Source organism: Pseudomonas urmiensis (assembly GCF_014268815.2).
GTDB classification, from domain to species: domain Bacteria; phylum Pseudomonadota; class Gammaproteobacteria; order Pseudomonadales; family Pseudomonadaceae; genus Aquipseudomonas; species Aquipseudomonas urmiensis.
The window spans coordinates 4,407,139-4,422,519 of the sequence record NZ_JABWRE020000001.1 but is presented as its reverse complement, the minus strand read 5'-3'; the positions used below and the strand labels follow the sequence as shown (position 1 = coordinate 4,422,519).

Below are 15,381 nucleotides of genomic sequence, written 5' to 3'. Positions count from 1 at the left end.
GCGTCCGTTGGGAACAGCCTGGAGTCTGAAATCCAATGCAAAATCAGCAAATCCGAATCAGGTTGAAGGCTTTCGACCATCGCCTGATCGACCAATCCACCCAGGAAATCGTGGAAACCGCGAAACGTACTGGTGCACAAGTGCGTGGTCCAATTCCACTGCCTACCCGCAAAGAGCGGTTCACCGTTCTGGTCTCCCCGCACGTCAACAAAGACGCGCGTGACCAGTACGAGATCCGTACTCATAAGCGCGTTCTGGACATCGTCCAGCCAACGGATAAAACCGTTGATGCGCTGATGAAGCTCGATCTCGCGGCAGGCGTGGAAGTGCAGATCAGCCTCGGCTAAGACTTCGGTCTGGTCGTGTAACGCTCTGAAATGGGCGGCCATAGCGGGTGAAAGCCCCGTACACTCATGAGGTTTACAACATGACTATTGGTGTAGTCGGTCGTAAATGCGGTATGACCCGTATTTTCACCGAAGAAGGTGTCTCCATTCCGGTCACGGTCATTGAGATCGAGCCGAATCGCGTCACCCAGTTCAAAACCGAAGAAACCGATGGCTACCGTGCAGTGCAAGTCACTGTCGGCGAGCGTCGTGCTTCGCGTGTGACTGCTGCTCAAGCGGGTCACTTCGCTAAAGCGAACGTTGCCGCTGGTCGCGGTGTTTGGGAGTTCCGTCTTGAAGAAGGCGATTTCCAGGCTGGCGATCTGATCAAAGCTGAACTCTTCACTGCAGGCCAGCTGGTAGACGTAACCGGTCAGTCCAAAGGTAAAGGCTTCGCCGGTACCATCAAGCGCTGGAATTTCCGTGGTCAAGATAACACCCACGGTAACTCCGTATCGCACCGTGTTCCGGGTTCCATCGGCCAGTGCCAGACTCCTGGTCGTGTGTTCAAGGGCAAGAAAATGTCCGGTCACATGGGCGCCGAGCGCGTTACTGTGCAGTCCCTGGAAGTAGTTCGCGTAGACGCTGAACGCAACCTGCTGCTGATCAAGGGTGCCGTTCCTGGCGCTACTGGCGGCGACGTGGTTGTACGTCCAGCTGTCAAGGCTCGCGGTTAAGGGGAAACTGACATGCAACTTAATGTAAATGACGCTCAGGCGATCGAAGTTTCCGAACTGACTTTCGGTGGCGAATTCAACGAGACGCTGGTACACCAAGCAGTCGTGGCCTACATGGCCGGCGGCCGTCAGGGCACCAAGCAGCAGAAGACCCGTTCCGACGTGGCTGGTGGCGGTAAGCGCCCATGGCGTCAGAAGGGTACTGGCCGTGCTCGTGCTGGTACTACTCGTGGTCCAATCTGGCGTGGCGGTGGTGTTACCTTCGCAGCTCGTCCTCAGGATCACTCGCAGAAGCTCAACAAGAAGATGTACCGCGCAGCAATGCGTTCCATCCTCGCTGAGCTGGTGCGTAGCGACCGTCTGGTCGTGGTTCAGGACTTCGCTGTCGAAGCTCCAAAAACCAAAGACCTGCTGAACAAGCTGAACGGCATGGGTCTGAGCGATGTACTGATCGTTTCGGACGCTGTTGATCAGAACCTGTACCTGGCTGCACGTAACCTGCCGCACGTCGACGTACGTGACGTTCAAGGTTCCGATCCGGTCAGTCTGATCGCATACGAGAAAGTGTTGATCACTGTCTCGGCCGTGAAGAAATTCGAGGAGCTGCTGGGATGAACCAGGAACGCGTATTTAAAGTCCTCCTTGGCCCGCACGTTTCCGAGAAGGCTACCGTTCTGGCTGAGAAGAAAGGCCAGTTCGTATTCAAGGTTGCTACTGACGCAACCAAGCTGGAAATCAAGAAAGCTGTCGAAGGCCTGTTCGGCGTAAAAGTCGAAAACGTGTCGACTGTTAACGTTCTGGGTAAAACCAAGCGTACCGCACGTGGTCTGGGCAAGCGCAATGACTGGAAGAAGGCGATCGTCTCCCTTCAGCCAGGCCAAGATCTCGATTTCAGCAGCAGTGCTGAGTAAGGAAGGGGTGCATCATGGCAATCGTTAAATGCAAACCGACTTCCCCTGGCCGCCGTTTCGTGGTCAAGGTGGTCAACAAGGAGCTGCACAAAGGCGCTCCTCACGCACCGCTGCTCGAGAAGAAATCGAAGTCTGGTGGTCGTAACAACAATGGCCGCATTACCACTCGTCACGTTGGTGGTGGTCATAAGCAGCATTACCGTCTGGTCGACTTCCGTCGCAACGACAAAGATGGCATTCCAGCCACTGTCGAGCGTATCGAATACGATCCAAACCGTACTGCTCACATCGCCCTGCTGTGCTACGCAGACGGTGAGCGTCGCTACATCATCGCCCCTAAAGGCGTGAGCGCTGGCGACCAGCTGATCGCAGGTGCCCTGGCCCCAATCAAGGCCGGTAACTCCCTGCAGCTGCGCAACATCCCAGTAGGTAGCACCATTCACGGCATCGAACTGAAGCCGGGTAAAGGTGCACAGATCGCTCGTTCCGCTGGTGCTTCGGCTCAGCTGATCGCTCGCGAAGGTGTCTACGTGACCCTGCGTCTGCGCTCTGGTGAAATGCGTAAAGTCCTGGCTGAGTGCCGTGCGACCCTGGGCGAAGTCTCGAACTCCGAGCACAGCCTGCGTTCGCTGGGTAAAGCTGGTGCCAAACGCTGGCGTGGCGTTCGCCCAACCGTTCGTGGTGTTGCCATGAACCCGGTTGACCACCCGCATGGTGGTGGTGAAGGTCGTACCTCCGGTGGTCGTCATCCGGTATCGCCATGGGGCTTCCCAACCAAGGGTGCGAAGACTCGTGGTAATAAGCGTACCGACAACATGATCGTCCGTCGTCGCAAGTAAATAGAGGGATACGACAGTGCCACGTTCTCTGAAAAAAGGTCCTTTTATCGATCTTCACCTACTGAAGAAGATCGAAGTGGCGACGGAGAAGAACGATCGCAAGCCAGTTAAAACCTGGTCGCGCCGTTCGATGATCCTGCCACAAATGGTCGGTCTGACCATCGCGGTACACAACGGTCGTCAACATGTCCCAGTTCTCGTGAACGAAGACATGGTCGGCCACAAACTGGGCGAGTTCGCCGGTACCCGCACCTATCGCGGGCACGTGGCTGACAAGAAAGCCAAGCGTTAAGGGGTTAGGAAATGGAAGTAGCCGCTAAGTTGTCGGGCGCTCGAATCTCCGCCCAGAAAGCCCGCTTGGTCGCCGACCAGATCCGCGGGAAGAAGGTGGGCGAAGCGCTCAACCTGTTGGCCTTCAGCAGCAAAAAAGCCGCTGAAATCATGAAGAAAGTCCTCGAGTCGGCCGTTGCCAACGCCGAACACAACGAAGGCGCAGACGTTGATGACCTGAAGGTCTCCACCGTCTTCGTCAACGAAGGGCGTTCGCTGAAGCGCATCATGCCGCGTGCCAAAGGCCGCGCTGATCGCATCGTCAAGCGGTCTTGCCATATCACTGTCAAGGTTGCGGACAAGTAACGGAGTCGATCAGATGGGTCAGAAAGTACATCCCACTGGCATTCGCCTGGGAATCGTCAAGGAGCACACCTCCGTCTGGTACGCAGACGGTGCTACTTACGCAGATTACCTGTTGAAGGATCTGAAAACGCGTGAGTACCTCCAAGACAAACTAAAAAGCGCGTCCGTAAGCCGTATCGATATTCATCGTCCGGCTCAAACTGCACGCATCACCATCCACACCGCTCGTCCAGGTATCGTTATCGGGAAGAAAGGTGAGGACGTTGAGAAGCTGCGTCAGGACCTGACCAAGCAGATGGGTGTGCCTGTGCACATCAACATCGAAGAGATCCGCAAGCCGGAACTCGACGCTATGCTGGTTGCGCAAAGCGTAGCTCAGCAGCTGGAACGCCGCGTAATGTTCCGTCGCGCCATGAAGCGCGCCGTACAGAACGCCATGCGTATTGGTGCCAAGGGCATCAAGATCCAGGTGAGCGGTCGTCTCGGCGGCGCTGAGATTGCTCGTACCGAGTGGTATCGCGAAGGTCGTGTGCCTCTGCACACCCTGCGTGCCGATATCGACTACAACACCTACGAAGCTCACACCACTTACGGTGTGATCGGTGTGAAGGTTTGGATCTTCAAAGGCGAAGTAATTGGTGGTCGCCAAGAAGAGCTGAAGCCTCAAGCACCAGCGCCTCGTAAAAAAGCTGCTAAGTAAGGGGTACGCCAAATGTTGCAACCAAAGCGTACAAAATTCCGCAAGCAGATGACCGGCCACAACCGTGGTCTGGCACTGCGCGGTAGCAAGGTCAGCTTCGGCGAGTTCGCCCTGAAAGCTGTCGCCCGCGGTCGCCTCACCGCTCGCCAGATCGAGTCGGCACGTCGTGCCCTGACCCGTCACGTAAAACGTGGCGGTAAGATCTGGATCCGTGTGTTCCCGGACAAGCCGGTCACCAAGAAGCCTCTCGAAGTGCGGATGGGTAAAGGTAAGGGTTCCGTGGAATACTGGGTTGCCCAGATCCAGCCAGGCAAAGTCCTGTACGAGATCGAGGGTGTTTCTGAAGAGCTGGCGCGCGAAGCTTTCGCCCTGGCTGCTGCAAAGCTGCCTCTCGCCACCTCCTTTGTTAAGCGGACGGTGATGTGATGAAAGCGAATGAACTTCGTGAAAAATCGGCACAGCAGCTGAACGAGCAACTGCTCGGCCTGCTGCGCGACCAGTTCAATCTGCGTATGCAGAAAGCAACTGGCCAGTTGGGGCAGTCGCACCTGCTCTCGCAAGTTAAGCGTGACATCGCTCGCGTGAAAACTGTGCTCAACCAGCAGGCAGGTAAGTGATCATGGCTGAAGCTGAAAAAACCGTCCGTACGCTGACTGGCCGTGTCGTCAGCGACAAAATGGACAAGACCATCACCGTTCTGATCGAGCGTCGCGTAAAGCACCCGATCTACGGTAAATACGTTAAGCGTTCGACTAAGCTGCACGCGCACGACGAAGCCAACCAGTGCAAAATCGGCGACAAGGTTTCCATTCGCGAAACCCGTCCGCTGGCCAAGACTAAGTCCTGGGCACTGGTTGAAGTCCTCGAACGCGCTGTTGAAGTCTAAGGGCTAAGGGTCGGAGAAATTTTATGATTCAGACTCAATCCATGCTCGATGTGGCCGATAACAGCGGCGCTCGTCGCGTCATGTGCATCAAGGTGCTCGGCGGTTCCCACCGTCGTTACGCCGGTATCGGTGACATCATCAAAGTAACCGTCAAGGAAGCAATTCCGCGCGGTAAGGTCAAAAAAGGCCAGGTGATGACCGCTGTTGTCGTCCGTACCCGTCACGGTGTACGTCGCGCTGACGGTTCCATCATTCGTTTCGACGGCAACGCTGCTGTTCTGCTGAACACCAAGCAAGAGCCGATCGGCACTCGCATCTTCGGGCCAGTGACCCGTGAACTTCGTACTGAGAAGTTCATGAAGATCGTCTCGCTCGCCCCTGAAGTGCTCTAAGGAGATCCGACATGCAAAAGATTCGTCGTGACGACGAGATCATCGTGATCGCCGGCAAAGACAAAGGTAAGCGCGGTAAGGTGCTGAAGGTTCTCGCTGATGACCGTCTGGTCATCGGTGGCGTGAACCTGGTCAAGCGTCATACCAAGCCTAACCCGATGGCGGGCGTACAGGGCGGTATCGTCGAGAAAGAAGCGCCTCTGCACGCTTCCAACGTTGCCATTTTCAATGGTGAAACCAACAAGGCTGACCGCGTTGGCTTCAAGGTTGAAGACGGCAAGAAAATTCGTGTCTTCAAGTCGACCCAGAAAGCGGTTGATGCTTGAACACTGCTAGGTAGAAGACAATGGCACGACTCAAAGAGATTTACCGGAACGAAATCGCTCCCAAGCTTAAGGAAGAACTTAAGCTCGCGAACGTGATGGAAGTTCCTCGCGTAACCAAGATCACCCTGAACATGGGTCTGGGCGAAGCGGTCGGTGACAAGAAAGTCATCGAAAACGCCGTTGCCGACCTGGAAAAGATCACCGGCCAAAAAGCCGTTGTGACTTTCGCTCGCAAGTCGATTGCGGGTTTCAAGGTTCGTGAAGGTTGGCCGATCGGCGTTAAAGTTACTCTGCGCCGTGACCGTATGTACGAGTTCCTGGACCGCCTGCTGGCGATCTCCCTGCCTCGGGTTCGCGACTTCCGCGGCCTGAATGCCAAGTCCTTCGATGGTCGTGGCAACTACAGCATGGGCGTGAAAGAGCAGATCATTTTCCCGGAAATCGACTACGACAAGATCGATGCTCTGCGCGGTCTGGACATTACCCTGACCACCACTGCTCGTTCGGATGACGAAGGTCGCGCCCTGCTGCGTGCTTTCAAATTCCCGTTCCGCAACTGATTGGAGTAGGAAAATGGCCAAGAAGAGCATGAAAAACCGCGAGCTGAAGCGTCAGCTCACGGTAGCCAAGTACGCCAAAAAGCGTGCCGAGCTGAAAGCGACCATCGTCAACCTGAACGCTTCGCCTGAAGAGCGTTTCGCCGCCGTCGTTGCACTGCAGAAGCAGCCGCGCGACGCCAGCGCCGCTCGTCTGCGCAACCGTTGCCGCCTGACCGGCCGTCCTCACGGTGTATACCGTAAGTTCGGTCTGGGCCGTAACATGCTGCGCCAGGCTGCAATGCGCGGTGATGTTCCAGGTCTGGTCAAGGCCAGCTGGTAATCACGGTTGGTGTGATCCCGGCGCGAGGGGAGCAATCTTCCGACCGCCGGTGACATCGCAACGAAACAAGCCCCTATATGGGGCTTGTTTCGTTTCTGGCTTGTGTCTAGAATGACCGGCTCACCTGAGCCTGGGTTTTTTGACCTGTCCGCTCAGGTGGTTGTGATAGCCGCAAGGCTAATAATTCTTGTATCAGGAGCATCTAGCCCATGAGTATGCAGGACCCGTTAGCGGACATGCTAACTCGCATCCGTAATGCCCAGATGGCTGAAAAGTCCGTCGTAAGCATGCCTTCTTCGACTCTGAAGGTAGCGGTTGCCAAAGTTCTGAAGGACGAAGGTTACATCGCTGGCTATCAGGTAAGCAGCGAAGTCAAACCCTCCCTGTCGATCGAGCTGAAGTACTTCGAAGGCCGTCCGGTCATCGAAGAGCTGAAGCGCGCTAGCCGTCCTGGCCTGCGTCAGTACAAGGCCGTTACAGATCTGCCGAAAGTTCGTGGCGGTCTGGGCGTGTCTATCGTCTCCACCAACAAAGGTGTGATGACTGATCGTGCTGCACGTGCTGCCGGTGTTGGTGGCGAAGTTCTGTGCACAGTGTTCTAAGGGGGGATAAGCATGTCTCGCGTCGCTAAGAACCCCGTTAAGCTGCCATCTGGCGTCGAAGTCAAATTCGCCGGTCAGCAGCTTTCGGTGAAGGGTGCCAAGGGCACTCTCGAACTGAACGTTCACTCGTCTGTTGAAGTTACCGAAGAGTCTGGTGAGCTGCGTTTTGTCGCTCGCAACGGTGACCAGCAAGCTCGCGCCATGGCCGGTACTACCCGCGCTCTGGTGAACAACATGGTCCAAGGCGTAAGCCAAGGCTTCGAGCGCAAGCTCCAGCTGGTCGGTGTTGGTTACAAGGCACAGGCTAAAGGCACCGTCCTGAACCTGGCCCTGGGCTTCTCTCACCCAGTGGACTACGAACTGCCAGCCGGTATCACCGCTGAAACGCCTAGCCAGACCGACATCCTGATCAAGGGTATCGACAAGCAGCTGGTAGGTCAGGTGGCCGCTGAAATCCGCGACTTCCGTCCGCCAGAGCCTTACAAAGGTAAAGGTGTGCGTTACGCGGACGAAGTAGTCCGTCGTAAAGAAGCCAAGAAGAAGTAGGGCCTAGCAAATGACCGACAAAAAAGTTACTCGACTGCGTCGCGCTCGCAAAGCACGCCTGAAAATGCACGAGCTCGAAGCCGTGCGTCTGTGCGTGTTCCGCTCCTCGCAGCACATTTATGCCCAGGTCATCTCGGCCGACGGCAGCAAGGTTTTGGCAAGCGCCTCGACCTTGGACAAAGAACTGCGTGATGGCGCCACCGGCAACATCGACGCGGCCACTAAGGTTGGCAAGCTGGTAGCTGAGCGTGCGAAAGCCGCCGGTGTATCTCAAGTTGCCTTTGACCGTTCCGGCTTCAAGTACCATGGCCGCGTCAAAGCGCTGGCTGATGCTGCTCGTGAAGGCGGGCTGGAGTTCTAAGTTATGGCAAATAACGATCAAAAGCGCGACGAAGGCTACATCGAGAAGCTGGTTCAAGTTAACCGCGTAGCCAAAACCGTTAAAGGCGGCCGTATCTTCACCTTCACCGCGTTGACCGTGGTTGGTGATGGCAAGGGTCGCGTTGGTTTCGGCCGTGGCAAATCGCGCGAAGTACCTGCTGCGATTCAAAAAGCCATGGAAGCTGCTCGTCGCAACATGATTCAGGTTGACCTGAAGGGCACCACCCTGCAGTACGCCACCAAGGCCGCCCACGGCGCCTCGAAGGTTTACATGCAGCCTGCCTCGGAAGGTACCGGTATCATCGCTGGCGGCGCAATGCGTGCTGTCCTGGAAGTTGCTGGTGTTCAGAACGTTCTGGCCAAGTGCTACGGTTCGACCAACCCAGTGAACGTGGTTTACGCCACCTTCAAGGGTCTGAAAGCCATGCAATCTCCTGAATCCATTGCTGCCAAGCGCGGCAAGAGCGTCGAGGAGATCTTCTGATCATGGCTACCGTTAAAGTAACGCTGATCAAAAGCACCGCCGGCCGTCTCCCTAACCACAAACTGTGCGTTAAGGGTCTGGGTCTGCGCCGCATCGGTCACACTGTAGAAGTCCAAGATACTCCCGAGAATCGCGGGATGATCAACAAGGCTTACTACATGCTGCGCGTCGAGGGTTAATCGATGAAACTCAATGATCTGAGTCCAGCGCCGGGTTCCCGTCGCGAGAAGCATCGTCCGGGTCGTGGTATCGGTAGCGGTTTGGGTAAGACTGGTGGCCGTGGTCACAAAGGTCAGACCTCCCGTTCCGGTGGCACCATCGCTCCGGGCTTCGAAGGCGGTCAACAACCGCTGCACCGTCGTCTGCCGAAGTTCGGCTTCGTTTCCCTGAAAGCCATGGATCGCGCCGAAGTGCGTCTGTCCGAGCTGGCTAAAGTGGAAGGCGACGTTGTCACCGTGCAATCCTTGAAGGATGCCAACGTGATCAACCAGAACGTACAGCGTGTGAAAATCATGCTGTCTGGCGAAGTCACTCGCGCAGTCACCATCAAGGGTATCGCAGCCACCAAAGGTGCGCGTGCGGCTATCGAAGCAGCTGGCGGCAAGTTCGAGGAATAAATGGCTAAGCAAGGTGCTCTCTCTTCGCTCGGTAAGGGCGGGATGTCGGAACTCTGGGCTCGTCTGCGCTTTCTGTTCATGGCGATCATCGTCTATCGGATAGGTGCGCACATCCCGGTGCCCGGTATTAACCCGGACCGTTTGGCGGATCTGTTTCGACAGAATGAGGGGACCATTCTTAGCTTGTTCAACATGTTTTCCGGTGGTGCGCTGGAGCGCATGAGCATCTTTGCACTGGGGATCATGCCGTACATTTCGGCATCGATCATCATGCAGCTCATGACCGCTGTCAGCCCACAGCTGGAGCAGTTGAAGAAGGAAGGTGAAGCTGGCCGTCGCAAGATCAGCCAGTACACCCGCTACGGCACCGTTATCCTGGCGCTGGTTCAAGCCATTGGCATGTCCATTGGCCTGGCTAACCAGGGCGTGGCGTTTTCTGCGGGTCTGGGCTTCCATGTCGTTGCGGTCTCCACCTTCGTGGCGGGCGCGATGTTCATGATGTGGCTCGGCGAGCAGATCACCGAGCGCGGTGTGGGCAACGGTATCTCGATGTTGATCTTCGCAGGTATCGTTGCCGGTCTTCCGAGAGCAATCGGGCAGTCTTTCGAGTCTGCACGCACAGGCGATATCAACATTTTCGCCTTGGTCGCAATCGGGTTGCTGGCAGTAGCGATTATCGGTTTTGTGGTGTTCATTGAGCGTGGTCAGCGTCGTATCGCCGTTCACTACGCCAAGCGTCAGCAGGGCCGCAAGGTCTTCGCTGCGCAGACCAGCCACTTGCCGCTCAAGGTGAACATGGCGGGCGTAATTCCGGCCATTTTCGCCAGCAGCATTCTGCTGTTCCCGGCTTCGCTGGGTGCCTGGTTCGGTCAGTCCGAAGGTATGGGCTGGCTGCAGGACATCTCGCAGTCGATCGCTCCTGGTCAGCCGTTGAACATTCTGCTGTTTAGTGCAGGGATTATTTTCTTCTGCTTCTTCTACACAGCGCTGATGTTCAACCCGAAAGACGTAGCGGAAAACCTGAAGAAGTCCGGTGCCTTTATTCCGGGTATCCGTCCTGGTGAGCAGTCGGCGCGCTACATTGATGGCGTTCTGACCCGTCTGACCATGTTCGGTGCTCTTTACATGATGGCCGTCTGCCTTCTGCCCCAGTTCCTGGTGGTGGCAGCAAATGTGCCGTTCTACCTTGGCGGGACCTCGTTGCTGATTGTGGTAGTGGTTGTGATGGACTTCATGTCCCAAGTACAATCGCACCTCGTTTCGCACCAGTACGAATCCCTGATGAAGAAAGCCAACCTGAAAGGCTATGGCGGCAGCAGTCTGCTGCGCTGATAGACCCCTAAGGTTCGAGGAGTTGGTGATGAAAGTTCGTGCATCGGTGAAAAAGCTGTGCCGTAACTGCAAGATTATTCGCCGCGAAGGCATCGTGCGAGTAATTTGCAGCGCGGAACCGCGTCACAAACAGCGCCAAGGCTGAGTGTGATCCGCGCTACAAGCCCAGCAGCTAGTGCGCTGCTGGGTTGATTAATTGTTTCTACAGCGATATTATCTCGCGCCCTATTTCTTGGCTTCCGGGGCGTAGGTAGCTGTCAATTGGAGTCCCACTGAATGGCCCGTATTGCAGGCGTCAACATTCCAGATAACAAGCATACTGTTATCTCGCTGACCTACATCTATGGTGTCGGTCGCACAACTGCACAGAAGATCTGTGCAGACGCTGGTGTAAACCCAGCCGCTAAGATCAAGGATCTGAGCGACGAGCAAATCGAAACCCTGCGTGGCGAAGTTGCGAAGTTCACCACTGAAGGTGACCTGCGTCGTGACGTCAACATGAAGATCAAACGCTTGATGGACCTGGGCTGCTACCGCGGTCTGCGCCATCGTAAAGGTCTGCCGGTTCGCGGTCAGCGCACCAAGACCAACGCACGCACCCGTAAGGGCCCGCGTAAGCCGATCCGCAAGTAATCGCCCAGGAATATAGACATGGCAAAACCTGCTGCTCGTCCTCGTAAGAAAGTCAAAAAGACAGTGGTTGATGGCATCGCCCACATCCATGCGTCTTTCAACAACACCATCGTGACCATCACCGACCGTCAGGGCAATGCTTTGTCCTGGGCGACCTCCGGTGGTTCGGGTTTCCGTGGTTCGCGCAAATCCACCCCGTTCGCAGCTCAGATCGCTGCTGAGCGTGCTGGTCAAGCTGCGCTGGAATACGGTCTGAAGAACCTCGACGTTAACGTCAAGGGTCCAGGTCCAGGTCGTGAGTCCGCCGTTCGTGCTTTGAACAGCTGCGGCTACAAGATCGCCAGCATCACCGACGTGACGCCAATCCCGCATAACGGGTGCCGTCCGCCGAAGAAGCGTCGCGTGTAATCAGGAGACAGATAAATGGCACGTTACATTGGTCCAAAATGCAAACTGTCTCGCCGTGAAGGCACTGACCTGTTCCTGAAGAGCGGCGTTCGCGCTCTGGAATCGAAGTGCAACATCGAAGCAGCCCCAGGTATCCACGGCCAGCGCCGTGGCCGTCAGTCCGACTACGGTACCCAGCTGCGCGAGAAACAAAAAGTCCGTCGTATCTACGGTGTTCTGGAGCGTCAGTTCCGCGGTTACTACCAAGCTGCTGCCTCGAAAAAAGGCGCAACTGGTGAGAACCTGCTGCAACTGCTCGAGTGCCGTCTGGATAACGTCGTTTACCGTATGGGCTTCGGCTCGACTCGTTCCGAGTCCCGTCAGCTGGTTTCGCACAAAGCGATCAGCGTCAACGGTAAGACTGTAAACATTCCATCCTACCAAGTTCGTCCGGGTGACGTGGTCTCGGTTCGTGAGAAGTCGCTGAACCAGCTGCGCATTGTTCAAGCCCTTGAACTGTGCTCTCAGCGTGGCCGCGTTGAGTGGGTAGACGTGGATGCTGCTAAAAAGTCGGGCGTTTTCAAGAACGTTCCTGCTCGCAGCGATCTGTCCGCCGACATCAACGAAAACCTGATTGTCGAGCTCTACTCCAAGTAAGGGCTAGAAAATAGGTGCATCCATGCAGATTTCGGTAAATGAGTTCCTGACGCCCCGCCACATTGATGTGCAGGTCGTCAGTCCGACCCGCGCCAAGATTACGCTCGAGCCTCTCGAGCGTGGTTTCGGCCATACCCTGGGCAACGCGCTGCGCCGCATCCTGTTGTCCTCCATGCCTGGCTGTGCAGTAGTCGAGGCCGAGATCGACGGCGTACTCCATGAGTACTCCGCGATCGAAGGTGTACAGGAAGACGTAATTGAAATCCTGTTGAACCTGAAAGGCCTGGCTATCAAGCTGCACGGTCGTGACGAAGTTACGCTGACCTTGTCGAAAAAGGGTTCGGGGGTGGTTACCGCTGCCGATATTCAGCTGGATCACGATGTCGAGATCGTCAACCCCGATCACGTAATCGCGAACTTGGCGTCCAACGGCGCCTTGAACATGAAGCTCACTGTAGCTCGTGGTCGCGGTTACGAGCCGGCCGACTCTCGTCAGACTGACGAAGATGAAAGCCGCAGCATTGGCCGTCTTCAGCTGGACGCCTCTTTCAGCCCGGTGCGTCGTATCGCCTATGTGGTCGAAAACGCCCGTGTTGAGCAGCGTACCAACCTGGACAAGCTGGTCATTGATCTGGAAACCAACGGTACTCTGGATCCTGAAGAGGCTATCCGTCGTGCCGCGACCATCCTGCAACAGCAGCTGGCCGCGTTCGTCGACCTCAAAGGTGACAGTGAGCCGGTTGTGGTCGAGCAGGAAGACGAGATCGATCCGATCCTGCTGCGTCCGGTTGACGACCTGGAACTGACTGTACGTTCGGCCAACTGCCTGAAGGCGGAGAACATCTACTACATCGGCGACCTGATTCAGCGTACCGAAGTAGAGCTGTTGAAAACTCCTAACCTCGGCAAGAAGTCCCTGACTGAAATCAAGGACGTCCTGGCTTCCCGTGGTCTGTCCCTCGGCATGCGCCTCGACAACTGGCCGCCTGCAAGTCTTAAGAAGGACGACAAGGCGACTGCCTGATCGTCGTAATCACCGAACGTAGTGTTTGGTAAGGAATGAATCATGCGTCATCGTAAAAGTGGACGTCACCTGAGCCGTACCAGCTCTCACCGCAAGGCTATGTTCCAGAACATGGCAGTGTCGTTGATCGAGCACGAGCTGATCAAAACCACCCTGCCGAAAGCCAAGGAACTGCGCCGCGTTGCCGAGCCGCTGATCACCCTGGCCAAGGAAGATAGCGTCGCCAACCGTCGTCTGGCTTTCGATCGTACCCGTTCGAAATCCGCTGTTGGCAAGCTGTTCAACGATCTGGGCAAGCGCTATGCCACCCGTCAAGGCGGCTACCTGCGTATCCTGAAGTGCGGTTTCCGCGCTGGCGACAACGCGCCTATGGCGTACGTCGAGCTGGTTGATCGTCCAGTCGGTGGTGCTGTAGAAGCTGCCGAGTAAGACGTTCTGTCTGCTACAAAGAACCGGGCCTAGTGCCCGGTTTTTTGTGTCTGTCTCTATTGTTAATTTCTATCGATCTAACTGGATCAATGAATTAGTTCTTGCAACATATCTCCCCGATACTGCTTAGCAAGCCGATTAGCCGGCCATTGAAGATCGATAAGGAGAGCCCATGAGCAAGATTCTCACCACCGCCAGCGGTGCACCCGTAGCTGATAACCAGAATTCTCGTTCGGCAGGCCCGCGTGGCCCGCTGTTGCTCGACGACTTCCATCTGATCGAGAAACTCGCCCACTTCAACCGCGAGAACATTCCTGAGCGCCGCGTGCACGCCAAGGGCTCGGGCGCTTACGGTACCTTCACGGTCACCCGCGATATCACTCAATACACCAGTGCCAAGTTGTTCGACACAGTCGGTAAGAAGACTGAGACATTCCTGCGTTTCTCCACCGTGGGTGGCGAGCGCGGCTCAGCGGATACCGAGCGCGATCCGCGTGGCTTTGCCCTGAAGTTCTACACCGAGGAAGGCAACTGGGACATCGTCGGCAATAACACCCCGGTGTTCTTCATTCGCGATCCACTCAAGTTCCCCGATTTTATCCACACGCAGAAACGCCATCCGCAGAGCAACCTGAAGAACGCGCAGATGATGTGGGATTTCTGGTCGCACTCACCGGAGGCGCTGCACCAGGTCACCATCCTCTTCTCCGACCGTGGCATACCTGACGGTTACCGCCACATGCATGGCTTCGGCAGCCACACTTACAGCCTGATCAACGCGAAGGGCGAGCGCACCTGGGTCAAATGGCACTACAAGACCCAACAGGGCATCAAGAATCTCTCGCCGGCTGAGGCAGCGCGTCTGGCAGGCACTGATCCAGATTACGCCCAGCGCGATCTGTTCGAGGCGATCGAGCGCGGCGACTATCCGCGTTGGACTGTATGCATCCAGGTGATGAGCGAGCAAGAAGCGGCCAACCGTCAGGAGAACCCCTTCGACGTGACCAAGACCTGGTCGCAGAAGGACTATCCATTGATCGAAGTTGGCGTGCTGGAGCTCAACCGCAATCCGCTCAACTACTTCGCTGAGGTGGAGCAGGCGACCTTCGGGCCAAGCAACATGGTTCCAGGTGTAGGGCTGTCGCCGGATCGCATGCTGCAAGGCCGAGTGTTCGCATATGCCGACGCTCACCGCTACCGTGTCGGCACTAACCACCAGCACTTGCCGGTGAACGCCCCGCGTAGCCCGGTCAACACCTATCAGCGTGACGGCGCCATGGCCTACGGCGCTTACGGCAGTGCGCCGAACTACGAGCCCAACAGCTACGGCGACGCACCTAAGCAATCGCCTCAGCACGCTGAGCCAGCCCTGTCACTCAACGGCGCGGCCGATCGTTACGATCACCGCGAGGACGGCGATTACTACAGCCATGCAGGCGCGCTGTTCCGTTTGATGAACGCTGAGCAGAAGGCACTGTTGATCAGCAATATTGCCGGAACCATGGCGGGGGTCAGCGAAGATGTCGTGCAGCGTCAGCTACAGCATTTCTTCAAGGCCGATCCAGCATATGCAGAAGGCATCGCCAAGGCATTGGGCGTGAATCTCGCCTGAGTCGTAATGATAAGTAGAACCGCCCTCATTTGGGCGGTTTTTCAA

The 15,381-nt window shown here is 56.4% G+C and carries 29 protein-coding genes; all 29 read left to right on the top strand.

The window, feature by feature from the left end; all coding sequences use genetic code 11:
- Window positions 1-35 precede the first annotated feature (35 nt).
- The 29 genes from rpsJ (at window position 36) to HU737_RS19915 (ending at window position 15,336) form a co-directional block, all read left to right on the top strand.
- The gene (rpsJ, locus tag HU737_RS20055) at window positions 36-347 is read left to right on the top strand and encodes a 30S ribosomal protein S10 (protein WP_003186070.1); all 312 of its coding nucleotides are present in this window, start codon (window positions 36-38) and stop codon (window positions 345-347) included.
- Window positions 348-427: 80 nt separating this feature from the next.
- Window positions 428-1,063, top strand: coding sequence for a 50S ribosomal protein L3 (gene rplC / locus HU737_RS20050; protein WP_054893562.1), 636 nt, complete (start codon window positions 428-430; stop codon window positions 1,061-1,063).
- Between the two features lie 12 nt (window positions 1,064-1,075).
- Window positions 1,076-1,678, top strand: coding sequence for a 50S ribosomal protein L4 (rplD, locus tag HU737_RS20045; RefSeq protein ID WP_186557312.1), 603 nt, complete (start codon window positions 1,076-1,078; stop codon window positions 1,676-1,678).
- Window positions 1,675-1,974 carry a 50S ribosomal protein L23 gene (rplW, locus tag HU737_RS20040; RefSeq protein ID WP_010220306.1) on the top strand — a complete coding sequence of 100 codons (300 nt, stop codon included), beginning with the start codon at window positions 1,675-1,677 and terminating at the stop codon, window positions 1,972-1,974. The genes rplD and rplW overlap by 4 nt, the downstream gene beginning before the upstream one ends.
- 14 nt (window positions 1,975-1,988) lie before the next feature.
- A complete protein-coding gene (rplB, locus tag HU737_RS20035) occupies window positions 1,989-2,813 on the top strand; it encodes a 50S ribosomal protein L2 (RefSeq protein ID WP_027915105.1) in 825 nt (274 codons plus the stop codon).
- 16 nt (window positions 2,814-2,829) lie between these two features.
- Window positions 2,830-3,105, top strand: a complete 276-nt coding sequence (gene rpsS, locus HU737_RS20030) for a 30S ribosomal protein S19 (RefSeq protein WP_119138201.1) — start codon at window positions 2,830-2,832, stop codon at window positions 3,103-3,105.
- An 11-nt stretch (window positions 3,106-3,116) separates the two neighbouring features.
- The gene (gene rplV / locus HU737_RS20025; RefSeq protein WP_003103908.1) at window positions 3,117-3,449 is read left to right on the top strand and encodes a 50S ribosomal protein L22; all 333 of its coding nucleotides are present in this window, start codon (window positions 3,117-3,119) and stop codon (window positions 3,447-3,449) included.
- Window positions 3,450-3,462: 13 nt separating this feature from the next.
- Window positions 3,463-4,149: a 30S ribosomal protein S3 gene (gene rpsC, locus HU737_RS20020; RefSeq protein ID WP_003255481.1), complete on the top strand. Its 687-nt coding sequence runs from the start codon at window positions 3,463-3,465 to the stop codon at window positions 4,147-4,149.
- A 12-nt stretch (window positions 4,150-4,161) separates the two neighbouring features.
- Window positions 4,162-4,575 (top strand): 50S ribosomal protein L16, encoded by a 414-nt coding sequence (gene rplP, locus HU737_RS20015; protein ID WP_009397508.1) that lies wholly within the window; start codon window positions 4,162-4,164, stop codon window positions 4,573-4,575.
- On the top strand, window positions 4,575-4,766 hold the full coding sequence (gene rpmC, locus HU737_RS20010) for a 50S ribosomal protein L29 (RefSeq protein ID WP_002555481.1): 192 nt from the start codon (window positions 4,575-4,577) through the stop codon (window positions 4,764-4,766). The genes rplP and rpmC overlap by 1 nt, the downstream gene beginning before the upstream one ends.
- 2 nt (window positions 4,767-4,768) lie before the next feature.
- Window positions 4,769-5,035, top strand: a complete 267-nt coding sequence (gene rpsQ, locus HU737_RS20005) for a 30S ribosomal protein S17 (protein ID WP_003255478.1) — start codon at window positions 4,769-4,771, stop codon at window positions 5,033-5,035.
- Window positions 5,036-5,058: 23 nt separating this feature from the next.
- Window positions 5,059-5,427: a 50S ribosomal protein L14 gene (gene rplN, locus HU737_RS20000; protein ID WP_008089810.1), complete on the top strand. Its 369-nt coding sequence runs from the start codon at window positions 5,059-5,061 to the stop codon at window positions 5,425-5,427.
- A gap of 11 nt (window positions 5,428-5,438) precedes the next feature.
- Window positions 5,439-5,753 carry a 50S ribosomal protein L24 gene (gene rplX / locus HU737_RS19995; RefSeq protein WP_003255476.1) on the top strand — a complete coding sequence of 105 codons (315 nt, stop codon included), beginning with the start codon at window positions 5,439-5,441 and terminating at the stop codon, window positions 5,751-5,753.
- Between the two features lie 20 nt (window positions 5,754-5,773).
- Entirely contained in the window at window positions 5,774-6,313 is a 540-nt protein-coding gene (rplE, locus tag HU737_RS19990) for a 50S ribosomal protein L5 (RefSeq protein ID WP_186557313.1), read from the top strand.
- 13 nt (window positions 6,314-6,326) lie between these two features.
- Entirely contained in the window at window positions 6,327-6,632 is a 306-nt protein-coding gene (gene rpsN / locus HU737_RS19985; protein ID WP_009397499.1) for a 30S ribosomal protein S14, read from the top strand.
- 209 nt (window positions 6,633-6,841) lie between these two features.
- Window positions 6,842-7,234: a 30S ribosomal protein S8 gene (rpsH, locus tag HU737_RS19980; protein WP_119138195.1), complete on the top strand. Its 393-nt coding sequence runs from the start codon at window positions 6,842-6,844 to the stop codon at window positions 7,232-7,234.
- Between the two features lie 12 nt (window positions 7,235-7,246).
- Window positions 7,247-7,780, top strand: a complete 534-nt coding sequence (gene rplF / locus HU737_RS19975) for a 50S ribosomal protein L6 (RefSeq protein ID WP_003255469.1) — start codon at window positions 7,247-7,249, stop codon at window positions 7,778-7,780.
- 10 nt (window positions 7,781-7,790) lie between these two features.
- On the top strand, window positions 7,791-8,141 hold the full coding sequence (gene rplR, locus HU737_RS19970; protein ID WP_011531893.1) for a 50S ribosomal protein L18: 351 nt from the start codon (window positions 7,791-7,793) through the stop codon (window positions 8,139-8,141).
- Window positions 8,142-8,144: 3 nt separating this feature from the next.
- Window positions 8,145-8,645 carry a 30S ribosomal protein S5 gene (gene rpsE / locus HU737_RS19965; RefSeq protein WP_003255465.1) on the top strand — a complete coding sequence of 167 codons (501 nt, stop codon included), beginning with the start codon at window positions 8,145-8,147 and terminating at the stop codon, window positions 8,643-8,645.
- Window positions 8,646-8,647: 2 nt separating this feature from the next.
- Entirely contained in the window at window positions 8,648-8,824 is a 177-nt protein-coding gene (gene rpmD / locus HU737_RS19960; RefSeq protein WP_009397493.1) for a 50S ribosomal protein L30, read from the top strand.
- Between the two features lie 3 nt (window positions 8,825-8,827).
- Window positions 8,828-9,262, top strand: coding sequence for a 50S ribosomal protein L15 (gene rplO / locus HU737_RS19955; protein ID WP_010220318.1), 435 nt, complete (start codon window positions 8,828-8,830; stop codon window positions 9,260-9,262).
- Window positions 9,263-10,594 (top strand): preprotein translocase subunit SecY, encoded by a 1,332-nt coding sequence (gene secY / locus HU737_RS19950; protein ID WP_186557314.1) that lies wholly within the window; start codon window positions 9,263-9,265, stop codon window positions 10,592-10,594. It abuts the gene before it with no gap.
- Window positions 10,595-10,622: 28 nt separating this feature from the next.
- Window positions 10,623-10,739, top strand: a complete 117-nt coding sequence (gene rpmJ / locus HU737_RS19945; RefSeq protein ID WP_011531897.1) for a 50S ribosomal protein L36 — start codon at window positions 10,623-10,625, stop codon at window positions 10,737-10,739.
- A gap of 131 nt (window positions 10,740-10,870) precedes the next feature.
- Window positions 10,871-11,227, top strand: a complete 357-nt coding sequence (rpsM, locus tag HU737_RS19940) for a 30S ribosomal protein S13 (protein ID WP_012316515.1) — start codon at window positions 10,871-10,873, stop codon at window positions 11,225-11,227.
- Between the two features lie 18 nt (window positions 11,228-11,245).
- Window positions 11,246-11,635, top strand: a complete 390-nt coding sequence (gene rpsK / locus HU737_RS19935; protein WP_003255454.1) for a 30S ribosomal protein S11 — start codon at window positions 11,246-11,248, stop codon at window positions 11,633-11,635.
- 15 nt (window positions 11,636-11,650) lie between these two features.
- Window positions 11,651-12,271, top strand: a complete 621-nt coding sequence (rpsD, locus tag HU737_RS19930) for a 30S ribosomal protein S4 (protein ID WP_101322335.1) — start codon at window positions 11,651-11,653, stop codon at window positions 12,269-12,271.
- A gap of 22 nt (window positions 12,272-12,293) precedes the next feature.
- Window positions 12,294-13,295 (top strand): DNA-directed RNA polymerase subunit alpha, encoded by a 1,002-nt coding sequence (locus HU737_RS19925; RefSeq protein ID WP_003255452.1) that lies wholly within the window; start codon window positions 12,294-12,296, stop codon window positions 13,293-13,295.
- Between the two features lie 42 nt (window positions 13,296-13,337).
- Window positions 13,338-13,724: a 50S ribosomal protein L17 gene (gene rplQ / locus HU737_RS19920; RefSeq protein ID WP_003255451.1), complete on the top strand. Its 387-nt coding sequence runs from the start codon at window positions 13,338-13,340 to the stop codon at window positions 13,722-13,724.
- A 172-nt stretch (window positions 13,725-13,896) separates the two neighbouring features.
- Window positions 13,897-15,336 (top strand): catalase, encoded by a 1,440-nt coding sequence (locus HU737_RS19915; protein ID WP_186557315.1) that lies wholly within the window; start codon window positions 13,897-13,899, stop codon window positions 15,334-15,336.
- Window positions 15,337-15,381 lie beyond the last annotated feature (45 nt).